Source organism: Mycobacterium sp. EPa45, assembly GCF_001021385.1.
Taxonomy (GTDB): Bacteria; Actinomycetota; Actinomycetes; order Mycobacteriales; family Mycobacteriaceae; genus Mycobacterium.
The window spans coordinates 823,639-844,352 of the sequence record NZ_CP011773.1; the positions used below are offsets into that span (position 1 = coordinate 823,639).

At 66.9% G+C, this 20,714-nt stretch carries 19 protein-coding genes; 16 read left to right on the plus strand and 3 right to left on the minus strand.

The annotated features are described in order from the left end of the window. The first annotated feature begins 56 nt into the window (after window positions 1-56). Window positions 57-1,262 (plus strand): cell wall metabolism sensor histidine kinase WalK, encoded by a 1,206-nt coding sequence (locus AB431_RS03785; protein ID WP_047328816.1) that lies wholly within the window; start codon window positions 57-59, stop codon window positions 1,260-1,262. Continuing rightward, entirely contained in the window at window positions 1,259-1,945 is a 687-nt protein-coding gene (gene regX / locus AB431_RS03790; protein ID WP_047328817.1) for a two-component sensory transduction protein RegX, read from the plus strand. Before AB431_RS03785 ends, regX begins: the two co-directional genes overlap by 4 nt. Window positions 1,946-1,976: 31 nt before the next feature. On the opposite strand, the gene AB431_RS03795 is transcribed toward regX, so the two are convergent. Further along, on the minus strand, window positions 1,977-3,350 hold the full coding sequence (locus AB431_RS03795; RefSeq protein WP_235435815.1) for a sugar transferase: 1,374 nt from the start codon (window positions 3,348-3,350) through the stop codon (window positions 1,977-1,979). Between the two features lie 297 nt (window positions 3,351-3,647). Beyond that, entirely contained in the window at window positions 3,648-4,925 is a 1,278-nt protein-coding gene (locus tag AB431_RS03800; protein ID WP_047328818.1) for a glycosyltransferase family 4 protein, read from the minus strand. Window positions 4,926-5,071: 146 nt separating this feature from the next. Between AB431_RS03800 and AB431_RS03805 the strand changes: the two genes are divergently transcribed. The 7 genes from AB431_RS03805 to AB431_RS29405 are packed head-to-tail and all read left to right on the plus strand — an operon-like array spanning window position 5,072 to window position 14,496. Beyond that, window positions 5,072-5,719 carry a hypothetical protein gene (locus AB431_RS03805; RefSeq protein ID WP_047328819.1) on the plus strand — a complete coding sequence of 216 codons (648 nt, stop codon included), beginning with the start codon at window positions 5,072-5,074 and terminating at the stop codon, window positions 5,717-5,719. Next, complete coding sequence (locus AB431_RS03810) at window positions 5,716-7,719, plus strand: O-antigen ligase (RefSeq protein WP_047328820.1); 2,004 nt, start codon at window positions 5,716-5,718, stop codon at window positions 7,717-7,719. The genes AB431_RS03805 and AB431_RS03810 overlap by 4 nt, the downstream gene beginning before the upstream one ends. After that, window positions 7,716-8,657 (plus strand): hypothetical protein, encoded by a 942-nt coding sequence (locus AB431_RS03815; protein WP_144418184.1) that lies wholly within the window; start codon window positions 7,716-7,718, stop codon window positions 8,655-8,657. The genes AB431_RS03810 and AB431_RS03815 overlap by 4 nt, the downstream gene beginning before the upstream one ends. A gap of 29 nt (window positions 8,658-8,686) precedes the next feature. Continuing rightward, a complete protein-coding gene (locus tag AB431_RS03820) occupies window positions 8,687-9,511 on the plus strand; it encodes an FkbM family methyltransferase (protein WP_047328821.1) in 825 nt (274 codons plus the stop codon). A 20-nt stretch (window positions 9,512-9,531) separates the two neighbouring features. Continuing rightward, a complete protein-coding gene (locus AB431_RS03825; RefSeq protein ID WP_082135539.1) occupies window positions 9,532-11,037 on the plus strand; it encodes a lipopolysaccharide biosynthesis protein in 1,506 nt (501 codons plus the stop codon). A gap of 32 nt (window positions 11,038-11,069) precedes the next feature. Then, window positions 11,070-12,161, plus strand: coding sequence for a glycosyltransferase (locus AB431_RS03830; protein ID WP_235435816.1), 1,092 nt, complete (start codon window positions 11,070-11,072; stop codon window positions 12,159-12,161). Next, entirely contained in the window at window positions 12,148-14,496 is a 2,349-nt protein-coding gene (locus tag AB431_RS29405) for a glycosyltransferase (RefSeq protein ID WP_052960182.1), read from the plus strand. The genes AB431_RS03830 and AB431_RS29405 overlap by 14 nt, the downstream gene beginning before the upstream one ends. A gap of 13 nt (window positions 14,497-14,509) precedes the next feature. On the opposite strand, the gene AB431_RS03840 is transcribed toward AB431_RS29405, so the two are convergent. Beyond that, window positions 14,510-15,286, minus strand: a complete 777-nt coding sequence (locus tag AB431_RS03840; RefSeq protein WP_047328824.1) for a hypothetical protein — start codon at window positions 15,284-15,286, stop codon at window positions 14,510-14,512. 97 nt (window positions 15,287-15,383) lie between these two features. Here AB431_RS03840 and AB431_RS03845 point away from each other — a divergent pair, with 97 nt between their 5' ends. From AB431_RS03845 to AB431_RS29800, 7 genes are all read left to right on the plus strand, one after another. After that, window positions 15,384-16,397 carry a Ppx/GppA phosphatase family protein gene (locus AB431_RS03845; protein ID WP_047328825.1) on the plus strand — a complete coding sequence of 338 codons (1,014 nt, stop codon included), beginning with the start codon at window positions 15,384-15,386 and terminating at the stop codon, window positions 16,395-16,397. Beyond that, window positions 16,394-17,365, plus strand: coding sequence for a hypothetical protein (locus tag AB431_RS03850; RefSeq protein WP_047328826.1), 972 nt, complete (start codon window positions 16,394-16,396; stop codon window positions 17,363-17,365). The genes AB431_RS03845 and AB431_RS03850 overlap by 4 nt, the downstream gene beginning before the upstream one ends. Before the next feature lie 7 nt (window positions 17,366-17,372). Continuing rightward, entirely contained in the window at window positions 17,373-18,218 is an 846-nt protein-coding gene (locus AB431_RS03855) for a sugar phosphate isomerase/epimerase (RefSeq protein ID WP_047328827.1), read from the plus strand. Between the two features lie 63 nt (window positions 18,219-18,281). Further along, the gene (locus AB431_RS03860; RefSeq protein WP_235435817.1) at window positions 18,282-19,091 is read left to right on the plus strand and encodes a thioesterase family protein; all 810 of its coding nucleotides are present in this window, start codon (window positions 18,282-18,284) and stop codon (window positions 19,089-19,091) included. A gap of 105 nt (window positions 19,092-19,196) precedes the next feature. Further along, window positions 19,197-20,060, plus strand: coding sequence for a pyrroline-5-carboxylate reductase (proC, locus tag AB431_RS03865; RefSeq protein ID WP_047328829.1), 864 nt, complete (start codon window positions 19,197-19,199; stop codon window positions 20,058-20,060). A 139-nt stretch (window positions 20,061-20,199) separates the two neighbouring features. Then, complete coding sequence (locus AB431_RS03870) at window positions 20,200-20,463, plus strand: helix-turn-helix domain-containing protein (protein WP_036422530.1); 264 nt, start codon at window positions 20,200-20,202, stop codon at window positions 20,461-20,463. A 149-nt stretch (window positions 20,464-20,612) separates the two neighbouring features. Continuing rightward, complete coding sequence (locus AB431_RS29800) at window positions 20,613-20,714, plus strand: 30S ribosomal protein bS22 (RefSeq protein WP_003402602.1); 102 nt, start codon at window positions 20,613-20,615, stop codon at window positions 20,712-20,714.

Sequence of the window (20,714 nt, forward strand, 5' to 3'; positions counted from 1 at the left end):
CCCGAATTGGCCGCACGCTGCTGGGATGACGTTCACCGGATGCGTACCCTTCTCCTGTGAGTGTTGGCTCGGTGGCAGTACTGGCCACGGCCGCGGCGCTGGTAGCGCTTGCTTTCGGACTCGGGATCGGGGCCGCGCTCACCCCACGGATTCTGGAGCGCAAGCAGCGCCGGGCGATCACCGAAGCTGGGATCACCGTGTCGCAGATGCTGCAGCATGTCGTGTCGTTGGCACCGATCGGGATGGTGGTCGTCGACTCGCATCGCGATGTGGTGTTCATCAACGACCGCGCCACGGAACTGGGCATCGTGCGTGACCGCCAGCTCGACGAGCGGGCCTGGACCGCCACTCAACGGGTTCTTGCCACCGGCGAGGGCGTCGAGGTCGACCTGTCCCAGCCGCAGCGCGCCGCAGCCGGCCGGTCCGGGCTCTCGGTGCGCGGGCACGTGCGGCTGCTGAGCAAGCAGGACCCGCGCTTCGTCGTCGTCTACGTCGACGACCAGTCCGAGCAGGCGCGCATGGAGGCCAGCCGGCGCGACTTCGTGGCCAACGTCAGCCATGAACTCAAGACGCCCGTCGCCGCGATGGGCGTGCTGGCCGAGGCGCTGCTGGAGTCCGCCGACGATGCCGAGACCGTGCACCACTTCGGCCAGAAGATCCTCACCGAATCCCAACGGCTGGCCAGCATGGTGCGCGAGCTGATCGAGCTGTCCCGTCTGCAGGGTGCCGAGCCGCTTCCCGACCTCGACGGCGTCGACGTCGATTCCGTTGTCAGTGAGGCGATCTCACGTCACAAAGTGGCCGCCGACAACGCCGACATCTCGGTCACCACCGACGCGCCCAGCGGTTTTCGCGTGCTGGGTGATCAGTCGTTGTTGGTCACCGCGCTGGCCAACCTCATCTCCAACGCGATCGCGTACTCGCCCAACGGGTCGAAGGTGTCGATCAGTCGTCGCCGCCGCGGCGACAACATCGAAATCGCGGTCACCGACCGGGGTATCGGCATTGCCCGCGCAGATCAAGAGCGGGTCTTCGAACGATTCTTCCGGGTCGACAAGGCGCGTTCGCGTGCTACCGGCGGCACCGGATTGGGGCTGGCCATCGTCAAACACGTGGCCGCCAATCACAACGGCAGCATCCGGCTGTGGAGCCAGCCGGGCACCGGCTCGACGTTCACCCTGTCCATTCCCGCCTATCCGCATACCGATGACGACGAACCGGCCGACCAATCGGCCATTGACGAGGAGGCGCTACGCCAATGACCAATGTGTTGATCGTGGAAGATGAAGAGTCGCTGGCAGATCCGTTGGCCTTCCTGCTGCGCAAGGAGGGGTTCGAGGCCACCGTGGTCGGCGACGGCCCGTCGGCGCTGGCCGAATTCGATCGGTCGGGAGCCGATATCGTGCTGCTCGATCTGATGCTGCCGGGGATGACCGGGACCGACGTGTGTAAGCAACTTCGTGCCCGCTCCAGCGTCCCGGTGATCATGGTGACCGCACGCGACAGCGAGATCGATAAGGTCGTCGGCCTCGAGCTGGGCGCCGACGACTACGTCACCAAGCCGTACTCGGCTCGCGAACTGATCGCGCGCATCCGGGCCGTGCTGCGCCGTGGCAGCGACGCCGAGGACGCCGGCATCGGCGACGCCATCCTCGAAGCCGGCCCGGTGCGGATGGATGTCGAGCGGCACGTCGTGACCGTGGGCGGCGAGCCGATCACCTTGCCGCTCAAGGAGTTCGACCTGCTCGAGTACCTCATGCGCAACAGCGGACGGGTGCTCACTCGCGGCCAGCTCATCGACCGGGTATGGGGTGCGGACTACGTGGGTGACACCAAGACCCTCGACGTCCACGTCAAGCGTCTGCGCTCGAAGATCGAAGCCGATCCGGCCAACCCGGTGCACCTGGTCACAGTGCGCGGCCTGGGCTACAAGCTGGAGGGCTAGTGACGAGGCCCAGCCGCTTCGGCGGCTGGGCTCAGTACGCGCCGTCGCCGCTCAACACGGTCTTGATGGTCTTGGCGATGATCACCAGATCACGGATGGGCGACCAGTTCTCGATGTAGCTGAGGTCGAGGCGGACGGCGTCCTCGAGGGCCAGATCCGAGCGGCCGCTGACCTGCCAGAGGCCGGTCAGCCCCGGCTTCACCGTCAGCCGTCTGCGAACCAGATCGTCGTACGAGTCGACCTCACGGCGAACCTGCGGCCGCGGTCCGACGACGCTCATGTCGCCACGCAGCACGTTGATGAACTGCGGCAGCTCATCAATGCTGTACTTGCGAATAATCTTGCCCACCCGCGTGATTCGTGGGTCGTGCTTGTCCTTCCAGAACAGCGGATCACTGCCGTCTGCCGCGATCATCGCCGGCGCTACCGCATCGGCGCCGTCGACCATGCTGCGGAACTTCAGCATCTTGAACGTGGTGCCCTTGAGACCGATTCGTTCCGACACGTAGAACACCGGCCCGGGGCTGGACAGGCGGACCGCGAGAGCGGCGAGGAAGAACACCGGTGCGACCACGACCATCGCGCAGATCGTGAAGACGATGTCGAAGACCCGCTTGGCCACCGAGTTGGCCCCGTCGTACTGCGGCTTGGCCACCTCGAACATGGCCATGCCGGCGACGGGCCGGCTGTACAACCGATCCTCGGCGATGTCCACCAATCCGGGGGCGATCATCAGATCGACGCCCAATGAGTCGAGTTCCCAGATCAATCGGCGGATCTCGGTGGGGTGCAGGTGGTCGGTGGCGGCCAGAGCGACGGTATGGGCATGTGTGCGCCGGACGGCGTCGGCAATCGCCTGGTCGATCCCGACGACCGGGACGGCTTGGCCGTCGATCTCGATAGCGTCGTTCTGGGCGGTCGGTCCCGCCGGAGTGCAGATGCCGACGACGCGGTAACCGGCGGCCGGATCTCGAACGAAGGTGGCGGCGACCTCTTCGGCGGTTCGGGGGCTGCCGACGACGAGCACCGAGATCTGGTGTTCGGCACGGCTGAGTTCGGCGGTGACTATCCGGCGCCAATGCATGCGGCTCGCGAGGAGTCCGAGCAGTCCGGCCGGGAAGACGATCGCGAGATAGGGCCGTGACACGTCGACGTGCAGTAGCAGCGCACCGATGGCGATGAGGCCGAACAGCTGGAGCGTCGCGAGCACGACGCTCATGTATTCACCAACGTCCCGGCCGACGACGCGGCGTGCGCGGTACCCGTTGATGCCGAGCGCCGCCATCCAGAGCGCTGCCAGCGCGACCGAACCGATGGAGTAGGTCAGCAGGGCGGTCGGCTGCTCGGCGAACAGGACCGCGGTCGCAAGTCCCAGGGTGAGGCAAATAATTGCCGCATCGCTCAAGATCAGCCGCTTGGAATGCCGGAAGTGCCGGGTCTCGCGCCGTGAGGCCCGCGCTTCTTGCCAGAGCGGGGGGATGCTGTTCTCGTCAAATAACGGCGAGGTCGAGTTTTGGCGAACATTCTCGGCGCGACCGTTATCAACTGAGATCCGGCTATCGGACTGTTCAGCCAACACAGCGAAATTCTGCCTTCGTAGTCACCGAACTGCTATTAACTGCACCGTAACTCCGGTTAGGCCAGAGCGCAACCACTGGAGCGGATGGCGTACATCACTAGAATTGTGCAAGCGGGTGCAGATTCAGCAAAGACTGAATTCGTCGCGGCACACTGAGAACGCGGTGTCGTACGCCGCGAATACCGCTGACCGGGAGTACGTCGTACGAAAATGCTCGCGCGCCTGCGCCGAAATCTCGGCATTGACGGCGGGCTCGGTGAGCGAGCAGAGCAGCTCCACGAATTCGGCCGGTTGGCGGCCGAGGAGCACTCCGGTGCCCGGTCCACTGGCGATGCCCTCTGCGCCGATGGGCGTGGACACCACGGGTAACGCCCGGCCCAGCGCCTCGATCACCTTGAGCTTGATTCCAGACCCGAAGCGAAGCGGATTGACCAATGCCGCGACGCCGGCAAGAGCGGTACCCAGATCCGGGACGAAGCCCTCCAAGACGACGCTGTCACCCCATTTCGCCGCGAGGGCCAGCAGTTCGGGCCGTGCCTCGCGGCCGATGATCCGCAGCCGGGCATCGGGATGCCGCTTCAGGATCAGCGGCCACGCCGTCTCGAGGAACGATCTGAGTCCGTCGTCATTGTGGGGCAGCGACAGCAGTCCGAGAAACGCGAATTCAGGGGCGCCGTCGTAATGCCGCTCCGGCCCGGCCGGGACGGCGATCAGCGGCGGAATGCTCTGAATTCGGTCGGGCCCCATGCCCGTACGCTGCATCAGCACATCCGCCTCGTCGGCGTTGACCAACAGGCTCCGCCGGAAGCGACGCGCCGTGCGGTCCTCGCTACGGCGGACCAGGGAGCGTTCCGCCCGCAGCAGCATCGTCTGGCTGCGACGGTGGGTCGCCAGCGGGCGCAGTTTCGCCGGCACGTGTTCGGCGAAATTGCCGAGCGGGCTGATGTTGATGTCGCCGAACTCGTCGGCGGCTCGCAGCATCCGGTCGTAGCGCTCGGAGAACAGATCGTCGAGATAACACACCTGCTGAGCAGCTATCGCGTTCGGCGCGTACTGGGCCATTCGGACGGTGTCGTAGATCTGCAGGTCAGGGTGGATCTGATCGAGTAATTCGGCGATGCCGGCCGCCGTCTGCGACGATCCGAGGAAAGCCTCCTGCAAACTCATACGCCCGGTCAACACCCGGGTCATGACGTTGCCGAGCACCTCGCGCCGGCTGGGGCCGGGCACGACATGCATGCGCACTGGAAATTGCTGATTCGGCACCGACCCGACTTTTATGTAGTGCACGTTGTCGTGCCCGTACCGCTCGGTCAGGTAGTCGACGAACCCTGCGAGGACCACTTTCTTGCCCGCATCCGTCGGATACGGGTCGACAGCACTGATCAGGGCGACAGCCACCCGGTGATATTAGCTAATCTCAAAAAATTTGCCACACTTAACCCACATGGTAGGACTGGGCCGGTGGCGTCGCCGCGGAGCGCTTCGCTATTAAGCTGCATGGCAGCACGGTTCGGTCGCCAACGAAACCCGACTAAGGAACAACCATGGCCAAGTACCGCCTCACCATCGCGGCCTTCGCAGTGATCGGTGCTCTTCTCGGCGCCGCGCTGGGGTATGTCCTAGCTCCCCAACCGCACCGCTACCAGGCCGCGGCGCGCGTCGCGCTGCTTCCGGCCCCCGATCTGACGATCGGGGAAGCATCCCCGTTCTGGGAGGTGCTCAGCCGCGGCCAGATCAGCCGAACCGCGGCGGTGCTCTACAACGACCAGCGTTGGTTGCCCTCGGCCGCGACCGCCGCGAAGGTCCCGCAGGGCGAGTTGTCGCTCACCGCCGCCGCGCTGCCGGACACCACGATCCTGACGGTGACGGTCGATGCCGGTTCGGCGAAGGCCGCCGAGGCGGCCTTGAACGATGTGCTCACCAAAGCGACCCCGGAAGTCACCCAGCTGAGCGCGCCCTACGCCGTGAAGGTGCTGTGGCCGCCGGAGGGCAGCGCGGCACCGGTTCCCGTTCCCGGCGCGACGCAGGTCGCGGCGGCCGGCGCCTTGGGCGGTCTGCTGATCGGTGGCGGTGTCGGGTGGCTGGTACTGCGGGCCCGCCGCCAGCGACGTGACACCGCGCCGGTCACGCGCGTCCGCTCCCTCAACGACGACACCCGTCCGATCGACGAAGAGGTGCTACCCCGGTTATGACCGGGCTGATCCGATTCGCACCCTCCCCGGGGGAGTACGCGGCCATGGCTTTGGCCGGCGGGGCTGCGACCTTCGGTGCAATCGTCATGTTCGGGTCGCGGAATCCCCTGCTCCTCGCGGCGGCGACGATCGGTGGCGTCGGACTGGTGTTCGCAGCGCGTAGACCGGTATTCGCCCTTGCGGTCATCGTCTTCATCGAGGTCTGCAACCTGTCCGGGGTGCTCGACCAGTACGGCAGCATCCCGGTGTTCCAAGGGTCGATGCTGCTCGGAGTGGTCACAATCGGGTTGGCCCTCCGCGATCCCGAACTTCGTGGACGCCTCAACGCGTGGACCGCGATCTGTGCCGGCTTCGCCGGGATCTTCCTTGCCACACAATTGGTTTCGGTGATCGGAAGTGTCGACGCCACAGCGTCGCTGGCCTCTGCGCGCCGCACCGCCATCGATCTGGTCTTCCTACTGATCGTCTTGATGCTCACCCAGATGACGGCACGGCCGTGGCTGGTGGCCGCCGTGTTCGTGGTGGTGCTCGCCGCGTTGTCGGTGTTGACGGTGATCGACCAGGTGGTCTACGCGGGATCGACCTCGTTCGGCGGATTCTCGGTCGTCACAACGTCTTCCGGCGAAGACGTGACCACCTTGCGATACGGCGGCCCGCTACCGGACTCCAACTTCTGGGGACGCCACCTGATCATGGGGCTGCCGATGGCGGCAGCCCTGTTGACGCGCTCGCTGAGGGCCTCCCAGCGGCCGGTCGCGTTCGCGTGGGGCTTTTCGATCCTGGCCCTGCTGGCCGGTATCTACCTGACCCAGTCGCGCGGCACGTTCCTGTCCGCGGCGATCGCGATGGTCGTGTGGTTCCTTGCGACCGAGCGTCCGGTGCGCCGCTGGGGACTGGTGAGTCTGCCGCTCGCATTCGGGTTGGTGCTGGTGCCGGGCGTCGGCAACCGGCTTCAGAAGATGTTCACCGAAATCAGTCAGGGTCCGGACAGTGGTCACATCGATCCGTCCTTGCTCGGCCGACTGGCCGCCCAGCAGCAGGCGGGGATGATGTGGGACGAGCGACCGCTTTTCGGCTTCGGTCCCGGCACTTTCCCGGGCCAGGTGTTCAACTTCGCCGGCCGGGTTGCCACCGCACAGCTGGAAGCGCCCGACGGTGCGCACAACACCTATCTTTCATTGGCAGCGGAATCCGGCCTCCTCGGTATCACCGGTTGGGTGGTCATGGTCGTCGGGTTCCTCGCCGTGCTCGTGATGCGCAACACCGCGCAGCCACGGTCGCCGGATCGTGTCCTGGTCGCGGCGTTGATTGCGGCGATCATCGGGTGGTCGGTGTCCAGCGCCTGGCTACATCTGGCCTACTTCCGCACCTTCGCCGTCGTGCTGGCGATGGTGGCTGCTGTCGCCCCCGCCTTACCGATTCCGGCCGAGGCGCTACGGACCTTCTGGCGCGCCGCGGGGGTCTGGCTGATGGCCGCCGTCGTGGGATTCGGCGTCGTCTGGGCGTATCTGTCGGTGACCGGTCCGTCGAAGGTGCGGGCCGTTCAGCGCGCGACGTTGGTTCCGGCCGTTCCGACCGACGGGTGGTACGCCTACGCACTCGACATCCGGTCCCGAATGCAGATGTTGCCGACCTTCGCCGTCGTCTTGCGCGACGAGAAGTCACCGGTCTCGATCGACGCCGACTCGGTGCGTGGTCTGCTGGTCTTCACGGTCGAGGCCGACACCGCGTCGCAGGCTCGCGACGAGCTGCAACTGGCCGTGGCCCAGGCCGGCAACCGGCTCAGTGACTCGATCGGCTTCAACCAGTATGTGATGCAGGGGATCGCCAGCATGGAGTTGACCGAGGTGCGGGACCGCTCGACGGTGGTCACCGGGATCGGTCTCGGTGTGGCCGCGGGTTTGGTGACCGGGCTGACACTGTCGTCGGTCACCGCCCGACGGCGGCGACCCGAAGAGCATGCCGCGGTTCGTCCGTTGGCTGCCCTCAGATCAGGATGAACCAGCACCGCGCAATCGGGCGGACGTTGACCGTCGTCGCCATGGCGACAGCGGTGCTCTGGGCCGGCGTGACGGGCTGCTCCAAATCCGGTCCCACTGCGTTGAACGCCCCGTTCGCCTCGGATAGTTCCTGGCGGCAACCGATTCCGCCGAAACCGGCGATCGATCCGAACAGTGCGGCAATGATCGCCGGGATCCAGTCCGAACGCGCGTTGCACGCAAACCTCGTGGAGTTCGGGATTCCGATCTACCAGGTGCACGGGGACAAGCCCAGCCACGCGGTGGAGTGCACCGGCGGTGACTGGGGTGCGTGTCCTTTCGGCGGTACGGCAGTGCCGATTCCGGCTGATGCTGCGCCGAATTCGGGGTCCGACGGCGCGATGGTCATCGTCGATGAGTCGTCGTCGAAGGTCTACGAGTTCTGGCGCGCGGCCAAGCACGGTGATCGGTGGTCGTCGGAATGGGGAGCGGTGAACAGTCTGAAGGGGCCCGGCTGGGGTGGGTCGTCGACCGGGTCCGGCGCATCGCGGCTGGCCGGTGTGATTCGCGTCGACGAGGTCGCCGCAGGGAAGGTTTCCCACGCGTTGGCCCTGCAGACCAGCAACGCCTGCAAGACATTTCGCCCACCCGCCATCAAAGCCGACGGGACCTCCGGACGTCCCGACTGCATCCCGGAGGGCGCTCGGCTGCAGTTGGACCCCGGGCTGGATCTGCATTCCCTCGGTCTCAACAAGGGTGAGCTCGCCGTGGCCACCGCCATGCAGCGGTACGGCGGTTACGTCGTCGACGTCGGTGGCGCACCGCTCAGTGTGAGTTTCGAACTGGATCGCTCGGCGGCCGCCGGCACGTTGGGCAAGGTCTATCAGGACGCGGGATTCCGTTGGGATTACGACGCGATGGAGCGCGTCCCATGGGACAAGCTACGAGTGTTGGGATGACAGTGACTTCTTCGGGATATCGTGCACGGGTGAACATCAAGCACGCCGCGTACGGAGCGCTCAACCGGCCTTCGACTCGGTGGTTGCTCGGCGTCGCCGCCTCGGCGCGCACCGTGCTGGGGGACGAGCGTGCCTGGATCACCTACGACGCGCCGACCGGGGACTGGCTCAAGCGGACGCGGGCCGGTGCCATGCTGATGTCCGATCTTCGCAATGGCGGCGGGATGAGCGCCGAGCAGTGCGCCGACGCCGCTCAAGACATGTTCCTGCACCGGTATTCTCTCGGCCCCGGTGACGTGGTGCTCGACATCGGCGCCGGGATCGGGACCGAGATGCTGCCGTTCTCCAGAATCGTCGGGGACTCCGGCAAGGTCGTCGCCGTCGAGGCGCACCCCGCGACGTATCGCCGGCTCGAGCGGGTTCGCGAGCTGAACGATCTGCGCAACGTCACGCTGCTTCACGCGGCCGTGATGGACACCAACGACCCGGTGTACATCAGTGACCTCCAGGCCGAGGACTATCTGGAGAACAAGATCGGCGCGGACGGGGTCGAGGTTCCCGCGCTCACGCTCGCAGATCTGGTCTCCCGGCTGAAGCTCGACCGCATCGACTTTCTGAAGATGAACATCGAAGGGGCCGAACTGCCGGCCCTTCGCGGCGCGACCGATGTGCTGCCCCTCGTGCGGCACGCCGCGATCGGATGCCACGACTTCCTGGCCAGGGAGACCGGTGACGACTCGTACCGCACCAAGGACGCGGTGCGCGCCTTGTTGATCGAGGCGGGGTTCACCGTGACCACGCGGCCCGATGATCCGCGCCCCTGGGCCGCCGACTACCTCTTCGCGTCCCGCTGAGATCGGCCGGGGACGCGCGGGTGGGGCCTGAGCAGCGGAATGTAGACGGCGAAAGCACGGATAGCGTCGCGCCCGCTGCGGATGCAACGCCAGCGACCGGGCGCCAAGCCGCTTGGAATTACCTGGTTTTCGGGCTGAGCAAGAGCTCGACCCTGATCATGACGATCGTCGCCGCGCGACTGCTCGACCCTGCTGACTTCGGCCTGTTCACCCTGGCGCTGTTGGTGGTCAACCTCTTCGACTACATGAAGGACCTCGGAGTAGGGGCTGCGCTGGTGCAGAGCCCCGGCAAATGGGAGCGCCTTGCGCCCACCGGGTTGACCCTCACGGTCATCTTCGGCGTCGTCGCCGGCGCACTGCTCGCGCTCACCGCGCCGCTGGGGGCCGCGCTGCTGCATCAGCCGGGGTTGTCACCGTTGATCCGGGTGCTGGCAATCGGGCTGACCATCTCCGCGCTCAGCGCCATTCCGGCTGCCCGGTTGCGACGCGATCTCGACTTCCGGCAGCGCATGTGGCCGGAATTCCTCGGTTCGGTCGTCAAGGCCACGGTCACCATCGTCCTGGCCGCCCAAGGTCATGGTGTCTGGAGCCTGGTCTACGGGCAGCTCGCCGGAACCGTCGTGTTGACGGTCTTGTATTGGTGGGTTGCCCGGACCCCCATCGTGTTCGGCTTCGACCGGCAACAAGCAACAGGCCTGGTTCGGTACGGAGCCGCGCTCACCGGGGTCTCCCTGCTCAGCTTCGCGATGTTCAACATGGACTACCTGTTCATCGGCATGCGCCGCGGCGACGAGCAGTTGGGTCTCTACACCCTGGCCTACCGGCTTCCCGACCTTCTGGTCCTCGCCCTCTGCAGCGTGATCAGTGACGTGCTGTTCAGTGCGCTCTCCCGTCTGCAGCACGATCGAGAACGCCTCGGTGGTCACTACCTCGAAGTCATCGCCGCCACGATGGCGTTGAGCGCGCCGATCAGCGTCGCCCTGGCCGCCGCGGCGCCCGCTGTTATCGGGACCCTGTATGGGCCCGAATATGCCGGTGCCGCACCGGTACTCGTGGTGCTGGCCCTCTACGCCCTGCTCTTTTCGGTCTCATGGCACGCCGGCGACGTGTTCAAAGCCATGGGCCGGCCGACCCTTCTCATCGCGACCGGCACCGGGCGACTCGCGTTGATGGTCGGTCCGGTCTGGTGGGCGGCGGGTCACAGCATCGTCCTGGTGGGGTTGATGCTGCTCGCGGTCGAGTCGGTGATGTTCACGGTGAACACGCTGCTGGTGCGCAGGGTCGCCGGAATCGGCCTGCGCGACCTCGGGATTGCCGTGGTGCGCCCGCTGCCCGCGGCAGCCGCGATGGGCGCGGTGATGTTCGGGTTGACCTGGCTGGCCGCCGGTCTGCCGGCACCGGTCGTGCTGCTGATCGCCATCCCGGCCGGCCTGCTGACATACGCTCTCGGACTGCGATTGACCGCGCGTGCGCTCTACGATGCCGGAGCGGGCGTGGCTCGCAAGGTGATCGGGGGATCGCGTTGACGCACAGCAAGCGATCGCCCTTAAGGGTGCTGATGATTCTGGATTCGTACAACTTCGGCGGTGCTGAGAATCTGATCGCCGAACTCGGCCGGTTCGAACCCCTGGCGCTGCAGGTGTCGGTTGCCAGCCTCGCACCGGAGACCAGCGGGCGCAATGCGCTGTTCGGCAGGCTCGCCGACGCGCGCCTGAACCCGACGTACATTTCGGTGCGGAAGCTGTTGGATTTCAGAGGTTTTCTCCGGCTCGTGCGCACCCTGCGGAATGCCGATGTCGACGTCGTCCATGCGCATCTGGGCTACTCGGCGATCCTGGTCCCCCTGGCCGCGCGACTGGTGGGCAAGCCGGTGGTCGCGACCCTGCATCTGAGTCCGCAGCCCCACAGCAGCCGCGGAGAGTGGCTCAAGGAACGGATGTCGGTGCGGATACCGGCCCGCCTGGGCCGACTGGTGCTGGTCTCTCAACATGCGTTCGATCAGTATGCTCGCCGGCACGGCCCGGCCCGGTCCACGTGGCGGGCGATCCCCAACGGGGTGAACATCACGCGCTATAGCGCACGGGGCGGGCCGCGTTCGACGGACCGGCCGGTCTGGGCGATGGTCGCGGCGCTGCGCCCGGACAAGAACCATGTGGACCTCATCCGCGCCTGGGGCGGGGTTGTCGAGGTTTATCCCGGCGCGACACTGCTGATCATCGGTGACGGTCCGAGTCGGGGTGACATCGAGCGGGCAGTTGCCGATGCGGGGCTGGAGGATTCGATTCAGCTCCTCGGTCGTCGTGAGGATGTCCCCGACATCTTGCGCACCGTCGACGGGGTGGTGTCGTCATCCGTCGACGAAGCCCTGCCGACCGCGCTCATCGAGGCCGGCGCATGCGGTCTGCCGGTCGTTGCCTCCGATGCCGGCGGTACCCGCGAGATCGTCGTCGACGGGGTCACCGGCCGACTGGTTCCGTTGCGCGACGTGCCCGCGCTGACCGCAGCGCTGGTGGAAGTCATCGGAAACCCTGACCTGGCAGCACGATTCGGCGCGGCCGGCCGGGCGCAGGCCGAGGAGAAGTACTCGATGCGAACGTGGATAGCCCGGCTGGAAGCGCTCTACCGGGAGGTCATCGATGGGCACCCCTGACAATCCGGCACCGCTGACTGTTGCTCATGTGATCCACTCTCTCGGCGCCGGCGGCGCCGAAGCGGTGCTCGTCGAGCTGGCTCGCGCGGCACCGTCCGCCGGGATGCGGCTGATCGTCGTCGGGCTGTCCGATGCGGTGTCCGACGACGGTGTCGACAACCGCGTCGTACCGCTGCTGCGCGAACAGGGTGCCATCGTCCACGAAATGCATTCGGGCCGTTACGATGTGACCGCGACCGCCCGGCTGGCCAAACTGTTCCGCGACGAACGCGTCGACATCGTGCACACCCACCTCAAGCACGCCGACCTGGTCGGCGGTCTGGCCGCGCGTCTGGTCGGGGTGCCGTCGGTATCGACTCTGCATGTGATCGACATCGCGACGTCGCGTATGCATCGGCTGCGCGTCAAGGTGGCGCTGGTGGGCCGAAGATTCCTGTCCCGTGCGGTGATCGCACTGTCCAGTGCCCAACAAAGTTGGTATGCCCACTATGCCGGCGCGGCAGCGCCGATCGTGCTGCTGCCCAACGGCATCGTCGAACCACAGGCCACCCGTGACCGGGAACAGGTTCGCGCCGAACTCGGGGTGCCCGACGACGGTGTGCTGGCGCTGAGCGCGAGCCTGATGCGTCCGGAGAAGGGCCATGCCGACCTGCTCGACGCGGTGCGTCTGCTGCCCGCCGACAGCCCGGTGATCGTTGCGATGGCCGGTGACGGTCCGCTCTTCGAGGAGATTCGCTCCGCGGTCGACACCGATCCGGTTCTGAAGAAACGGATTCGGCTTCTGGGATTCCGCAGCGATATCGCCGATCTGATCGCCGCATCCGACTTCGTGGTCCAGCCGTCGCTGGAGGACGCGCTGCCGACGTCGCTGATCGCCGCGCTGGCCGGCGGTCGGCCGATCGTCGCGACACGGGTCGGCGGTATTCCTGACATCGTCGGACCAGGGTGCGGAGTTCTGGTTGCGCCGGGGGAGCCGTCCGCGCTCAGTGCCGGCATCGTGCAGATGGCAACCACGATCGGAACCGATGCCCAAGCGCTGGCCGCGATCAGCCGGGCCGCTCGCGAGCGCTACGAGACCCTGTTCAGCTCGGACGTCTGGGTGTCGAAGCTTCGCGCACTGTACGAAAAGGTGATCAGCGGCAACGGTATTCAGCGTCGCATCGTGCTGGTGGAGTTTCCGCCGTCCGGCGGGCTGTACCAGTTCGCGCTTCAACTGGGTGAGGCACTGGCCCGCGCCGGCATGAGCGTCGACCTGGTCACCGGTCCGTCACCGGAATTGGACTCCCGGGAACCGAACTGCCGGGTTCGCAGCATTCTGCCGACATGGCATCCGACCGCCGGTGCGGATGCGCCGGCGTGGTGGCGCAAGGCGCGGCGTGTGGTGCGCGCCGGACAACACACCGCCGCATGGATCGTGCTGTGGGCGTACCTGGCGCGAGTCCGTCCCGATGTCATCGTGTGGTCGGCATGGCGATTCCCGATCGACGGGTGGGGGGTTCGGGTCGCGCGACGACTCCTCCCGAAGGCGGTGCTCGCGCTGGTGGCCCACGAGCCCCGTCCGCTGGTCGAACAGCCTGGGCACCAAGGCATGTACAAGACTTCGAGCGCCACTGCACGCGCACTGGCCCCGGCCTACGCCGACCTCGACACCGTGTTCGTGCTTGGCGAATCCGCCAAGGACGTGCTCGTCGAAACCTGGCCGATCTCGGCGCCTGTGCACGTCATTCCGCACGGCGACGAGGGCATCTTCGCCCGGGACGCCCTCCCCGGTGCGGAAACAACTGAGCCGGTGGCACTTTCGTTCGGCACGATAACCGCCTACAAGGGCATCGACACACTGTGCGAGGCGTGGCCGTCGGTGCGGGCGCGGGTGCCCGCCGCCGAGCTGGTCATCGCAGGCGCACTGAGCGCCGATATCGACGAGGTGGCACTGCGTGCGCAAGTTGCCGCTCTGCCCGGTGTCAGCCTGCGGACCGGCTACGTGCCGGTGCCCGAGGTGGCCGACTGTTTCGCACGGGCCCGCTGCGTGGTCCTGCCGTACAAGCGCAGCTCGCAATCGGGCGTCGCGCACCTCGCCTTCACCATGGGCCGACCCGTGGTCGCGACGCGGGTCGGCGACATCCCCGCGGTCGTCCGCGACGAGGTCTCCGGTCTGCTGGTCGCTCCCGAGGATCCGGCTGCGCTCGCCGGAGCCGTCATCCGGCTGCTCACCGATGCCGAACTGGCGGCATCGATGGGCAAAGCCGGCGCCGAGAGCCTTGTCGAGGGAGCGTCGTGGGACGAGGTCGCCGAGCGGTTCCTGCGGGCGCTGCCGCCGGTGCGCAGGCCGGGTTAGGCCACCGGCTGCGTCACTGCGCGGCCCTGGTCGCCGGGTGGATGGCGATCAGCGGGAAACCTGCCCGTCGCCGGCACATCGCGGCCAGCTCCGAGTACGCCTTCTCGCCGAGCAGCTCGGTGAGCTCAGGGGCGTAGGACTGCCACACCTGCTTGGCCCCCACGTGGGCGGCGGGATCACCGGTGCAGTACCAGTGCAGATCGGCACCGCCCTCGCCCCAGCCGCGCCGGTCGTATTCGGTGATGGTGGATTTCAAGATCTCGGTGCCGTCCGGTCGGGTGATCCATTCCTGGACGCGCCGGATGGGGAGTTGCCAGCACACCTCGGGCTTCATCGTCAGCGGCTCGACCCCGAGCTTGAGCGCCTTGGTGTGCAGCGCGCAGCCGATGCCGGCCGGGAAGCCCGGGCGGTTGAGGAAGATGCAGGCGCCCTTGTATTTGCGCGTGCGCAGGCTGGGTTTGTCGTCGTACTCGTCCAACTCGAGGTAGCCCTTACGGCCCAGCCCCTTGTCCCGGAACTGCCAATCCTCGTCGGTCAGGTGCTTGACGGCGTCGTCGAGATTGGCGCGGTCGTCGTCGTCGGACAGGAACGCCCCGTGCGAACAGCAACCGTCGTCCGGGCGGCCTTCGACGGTGCCCTTGCAGGCGGGCGTGCCGAACACGCAGGTCCAATTCGACAGCAGCCAAGTCAGATCCGCGGCGATCAGGTGCTCGGGATTGTCCGGGTCGTAGAACTCCACCCACTCGCGGGGGAAGTCCAAGTCAACCTCGCCAGGGTGCCCATGCGTCACAGCGCCCAACCGTAGTCCACCTGCGCGCCACCTTCTCGGTGGGCATTTGCCCCATGTCGCAAGTGCCGGGCAGGTGTCGCAGGCTAGTTTTGTTGACGTGCGATTAGGCGTGCTCGACGTGGGCAGCAACACGGTTCATCTGCTGGTGGTCGATGCCCACCGCGGCGGGCATCCAACTCCGATGAGCTCGACCAAGGCCTCGCTTCGGCTCGCCGAGGCGATCGACGACTCCGGCAAGCTCACCCGCCGCGGTGCGGACAAGCTGATCGACACCATCGACGAATTCGCCAAGATCGCCGCCAGCTCGGGCTGCGCCGATCTGATGGCGTTCGCCACCTCGGCGGTCCGTGACGCCAAGAACTCCGAGGACGTCTTGGCCCGCGTGCTCGCCGAGACCGGCGTGAAGTTACAGGTGCTGTCCGGTGCCAACGAGTCTCGGCTGACCTTTCTCGCGGTGCGCCGCTGGTACGGCTGGAGCGCGGGCCGGATCATCAACCTCGACATCGGTGGCGGCTCCCTGGAGCTGTCCAACGGCGTCGACGAGGCGCCCGAGGTGGCGCTGTCCCTGCCACTGGGCGCCGGGCGGCTCACCCGCGAGTGGCTTCCCGACGATCCGCCCGGCCGGCGCCGGGTCGCGATGCTGCGCGACTGGCTGGACAACGAGCTGGCCGAGGCCAGCACGTTCGTCCTGGAAGCCGGCGTGCCGGACCTCGCAGTGGCGACATCCAAGACGTTCCGATCGCTGGCCCGCCTCACCGGTGCGGCCCCATCGGCTGCCGGGCCCAGGGTCAAGCGAACGCTGACTGCCAACGGCCTGAGGCAACTCATATCTTTCATCTCTAGGATGACCACGACAGATCGTGCCGAGTTGGAGGGAGTCAGTGCCGAGCGGGCGCCACAGATCGTGGCCGGTGCTCTGGTGGCGGAGGCAAGCATGCGAGCACTGTCATTGGAATCCGTAGACATATGTCCGTGGGCACTGCGCGAGGGTCTCATCCTGCGCCGACTCGATAGTGAAGCTGACGGAACCGCCCTGGTGGAAACCGCCGTGGGGGATGCTGGAAGCAAGAATTTTGATCGGTCGACTGCCCGATCGAGAGGCACACGATGACAGCACCAGACGACAGCGAGAACAGCCGGCCGATTTCGGTGGCCGAGCTGCTCGCCAAGAACGGAACGATCGGCTCACCGCCGGTCGGAGGCCGCCGCCGCCGCCGACGCGGCAACAGCGATGCGGTGACTGTCGCCGAACTGACCGGCGAGATCCCGATCATCCGGACCGGCGAGATTCCCGTCGTACGCGACGTCGAGGTCACCGAGGAACCGGAAACGGAAGAACCGGCCGAGGCCCCTGAGCCGCCGGTCGCCGCCACCAACGGCTCGGCCGCCGCAACAGAGCTGGTCGAGGACGAGCAGGTCGAGCACGAGGACGAAGGGCCGGAGCGGCCGTTCGATGGACCTCCCCCGCGCTCGGAGAGCCCGCTTCCGCGTCGCGAGGTGGGCCCGGAACGCAGCTACGACCCCCGTCCGCTGCGCCGGCCCGATTTCAAGTCCGACGTTGACGCGGACTCCGACGCCGAGCACATGACCTTCGACCCGGTCGACGAATCGGCACCCGTGCTGGACCTGGGCGCCGACGAGCAGGTCGACGAAGCCGCCGAGCTGCAGTCCTATCTGCGATCCTCGGCCGGCACCCTGTTCGGCGGCGGCACCGTGGCCGACGACATCGCCCGCGGCGGCGTGACGGTCGATGAGCGCGACGGCGACGCGGGGGCGAGCCAGACCGAAGCCGAGGACTATCCGCGCGAGGGCAAGCTCGCCGCGTTGTGGCGCGGGCTGCTGGTGGTGGGCCAGTCGATCCTCGCCGTCGCATTCGGTGCCGGGCTGTTCATCGCGTTCGACCAACTGTGGCGGTGGAACAACATCGTCGCACTGGTGCTGTCGGTGTTGGTCATCCTCGGTTTGGTGGTGGCCGTCCGAATCGTCCGCAAGACCGAGGACATCGCCAGCACGCTGATCGCCGTGGCGGTCGGCGCGCTGGTGACACTCGGACCGCTGGCGCTGCTGCAGTCGACCTGATTCGTCAGTGCGCCCAGCCATCAAGGTCGGTCTGTCGACGGCCTCGGTCTATCCACTGAGGACCGAGGCGGCTTTCGAGTACGCGGCCGAATTGGGTTACGACGGAGTTGAACTCATGGTTTGGGCGGAAACCGTGAGCCAGGACATCGGCGCCATCGCCAAGCTGTCTCGTCGGTACGACGTGCCGGTGTTGTCGGTGCACGCGCCGTGTTTGTTGATCTCACAGCGGGTGTGGGGAGCCAATCCCATACCGAAGCTGACCCGAAGCGTGCAGGCCGCCGAGCGGCTCGGCGCACAGACCGTCGTGGTCCACCCGCCGTTCCGGTGGCAGCGCCGCTACGCCGAGGGGTTCAGTGAGCAGGTGGCTGAATTGGAAAGCCGCAGCGACGTTCTGGTGGCAGTGGAGAACATGTTCCCGTTCCGGGCCGACCGGTTCTTCGGCTCTGGAGACCCGTCGATCGAGCGGATGCGCAAACGTGGCGGCCGACCCGGTGTCGGTATTTCGGCGTTCGCGCCGTCCTACGATCCGCTGGACGGCAACCATGCGCACTACACGCTGGACCTGTCGCACACCGCCACGGCGGGCACCGATGCCCTGGACATGGCCGAGCGGATGGGCGACGGCCTGGTGCACCTGCACCTGTGTGACGGCAACGGTGCATCCACCGACGAACATCTGGTGCCGGGCCGGGGAACCCAGCCGACGGTCGAGGTCTGCCAGAGGCTGGCCGCGAGTGACTTCACCGGGCATGTGATCCTGGAGGTCACCACCTCGGGTGCCCGCACCAAGGCAGAGCGCGAGGCGCTCCTGGTCGAGTCGCTTCAGTTCGCGCGCACCCATCTGCTGCGGTGACTACCGCGGTGCGCACACCTGTTGTCTGAGAAAGGATTGATGTATCCCCGGTTCGCTGACGCGATGACGCTGCACCCTGTCGACGGTGGCTTCGAGGCAAACCTCAACGAGCACTGGACAATTGGGCCCAAGATCCACGGTGGGGTGATGCTGGCACTGTGCGCCAACGCCGCCCGGGCGGCGTACGCGCAGCAGTCCGGCGGCCTGGATCGAAGCGACCGGGAAATGAACACAGCCGAGCCGGTGGCGGTGTCGGCGGACTTTCTGTCCGCGCCCGATCCCGGATCGGTACGACTGATCACGACCGTGCAGAAGCGTGGCCGCCGGATCGGTCTGGTCGACGTCGCGCTGACCCAGGGCGAGCGGACCTGCGTGCGGACCGTCGTCACCCTCGGTGATCCCGAGCACCACGTCGAGCCCCTGCTGTCGGCCAACCCGGTGACACCGCTGATGAGCGCCGAGCCGCCCGCGCACATCGAGCCGATCGGTCCCGGCCATCCGGCGGCGGCGATCAACAACCTGGCCCGCGGCTGCGATATTCGGCCTGACCTCGACGAGACGCGCACCGAGGCCGGCGCGCCGGTGTACAAGATCTGGGTGCGGCCCAAGGACGGCCCGGTTGACGTGCTGTTCGCGCTGATGTGCGGCGACATCTCGGTTCCGGCCTGCTACGCCGTCGGCCGCCGCGGCTGGGCCCCGACGGTGCAGATGACGGCATACCTGAGGGGCATGCCCGACGACGGATGGCTGCGGGTGGCGTGCACGACGGCGCAGATCGGCCAGGACTGGTTCGACGAGGACCACACCGTGGTCGACAGCGCCGGGCGGATCGTCGTGCAGACCCGCCAACTGGCGTTGGTGCCCAGCGAATGATTTCGGCGCGCAACCCGCCGCCGGGCGAACGAACGCGCGCCGAAATCGCTGGGGTCGTTCGTGCCGCAAAGCGGCACGCATCGTCGCCCCGCTAGGGTTCCCCGCATGGCCAGAATCGCGATCATCGGCGGCGGGAGCATGGGCGAGGCGATCCTTGCGGGACTGCTTCGAGCGGGCCGGCAGGTCAAGGATCTCGTGATCTCCGAGCGCATGCCGGAGCGTGCCCGCTATTTGGGGGAGAAGTACTCGGTTCAGCTCGCTTCGGTGTCCGAGGCGGTCGAGACCGCGGCATTCGTGATCGTCGCGGTGAAGCCGGGCGATGCCGAGACCGTCGTCGCGGAGATCGCCGAGGCTGCTGCCCGGGCCGACAGCGACACCATCGAGCAGGTCTTCGTGACCGTTGCCGCGGGAGTGACGATCGGCTTCTACGAAGCGCGACTGCCCGCCGGGTCGCCGGTGATCCGGGTGATGCCCAATACGCCGGCTCTGGTGGGTGCAGGCGTCAGCGCCATGGCCGCGGGCCGGTTCGCCACCGCTGAGCAGCTCGCTGACGTCGCGGCGGTGTTCCGATGCGTCGGCGACGTGTTGACCGTCCCGGAGAGCCAGCTGGACGCCGTCACGGCCGTCTCCGGGTCGGGTCCCGCCTACTTCTTCCTGTTCGTCGAAGCGTTGGTCGACGCGGCGGTCGCCAACGGGCTCGGCAGGGCGGTCGCGACCGACCTCGCCGTGCAGACCATGGCCGGATCAGCGGCGATGCTGCTGGAACGCCTCGACGGCCAGCGCGCGGCCGGCGAAGACGCCGGGCTGGACACCTCTCCGGCCCGGCTGCGGGCGATGGTCACGTCCCCGGGCGGCACCACTGCCGCTGGCCTGCGGGAACTCGAGATTGGTGGGGTGCGTGCGGCTGTGGCGGCCGCCGTCGACGCCGCAAAAACCCGCTCTGAGCAGCTAGGAATTACATCAGAGTAGTTCAAGAAATTTCTGATGGATTGACCCACACCCGTCGCAGTAACCCCATCCGCCACGCTATTCTCCTCGTGTATGCACGGCTGGGTGCCAGCGGTGGGGAAGCCGCTGGAACTGCCCGTGCCTGACGGATTGGGTTGCGATGACGTCTATGAACGGGCCATCGGCGCGGGATTCGGCTGGAAAATCGGCGCGTGATGCCGGCGGCGCCGACAGCCCGCCCGCCGCTCGAGCTCAATTTCTCACCGTCGCCGAAGTCGCCGCGCTGATGCGCGTCAGCAAGATGACGGTCTACCGCCTGGTGCACAACGGCGAGTTGCCCGCTGTGCGGGTGGGCCGGTCGTTCCGGGTGCATGCCAAGGCCGTCCACGACCTGCTGGAGACGTCGTACTTCGACGCCGGCTGATCGGTCGTCGCGCAGGCGCTCATCGCTGGGTGACCAGCTGGTCGGCAACAGGTCGTTTTCCGTTCCGCATGCCTGCTTAGGTAAGGTGTCCGGGACACAAGAAGCCTGCTCTGGTGCAGGCACTGCGAGGATTTAGGTAGCGGATTTTCATGGGTTCAGTCATCAAGAAGCGGCGTAAGCGCATGTCGAAGAAGAAGCACCGCAAGCTGCTGCGTCGTACCCGGGTCCAGCGCAGAAAACTCGGCAAGTAG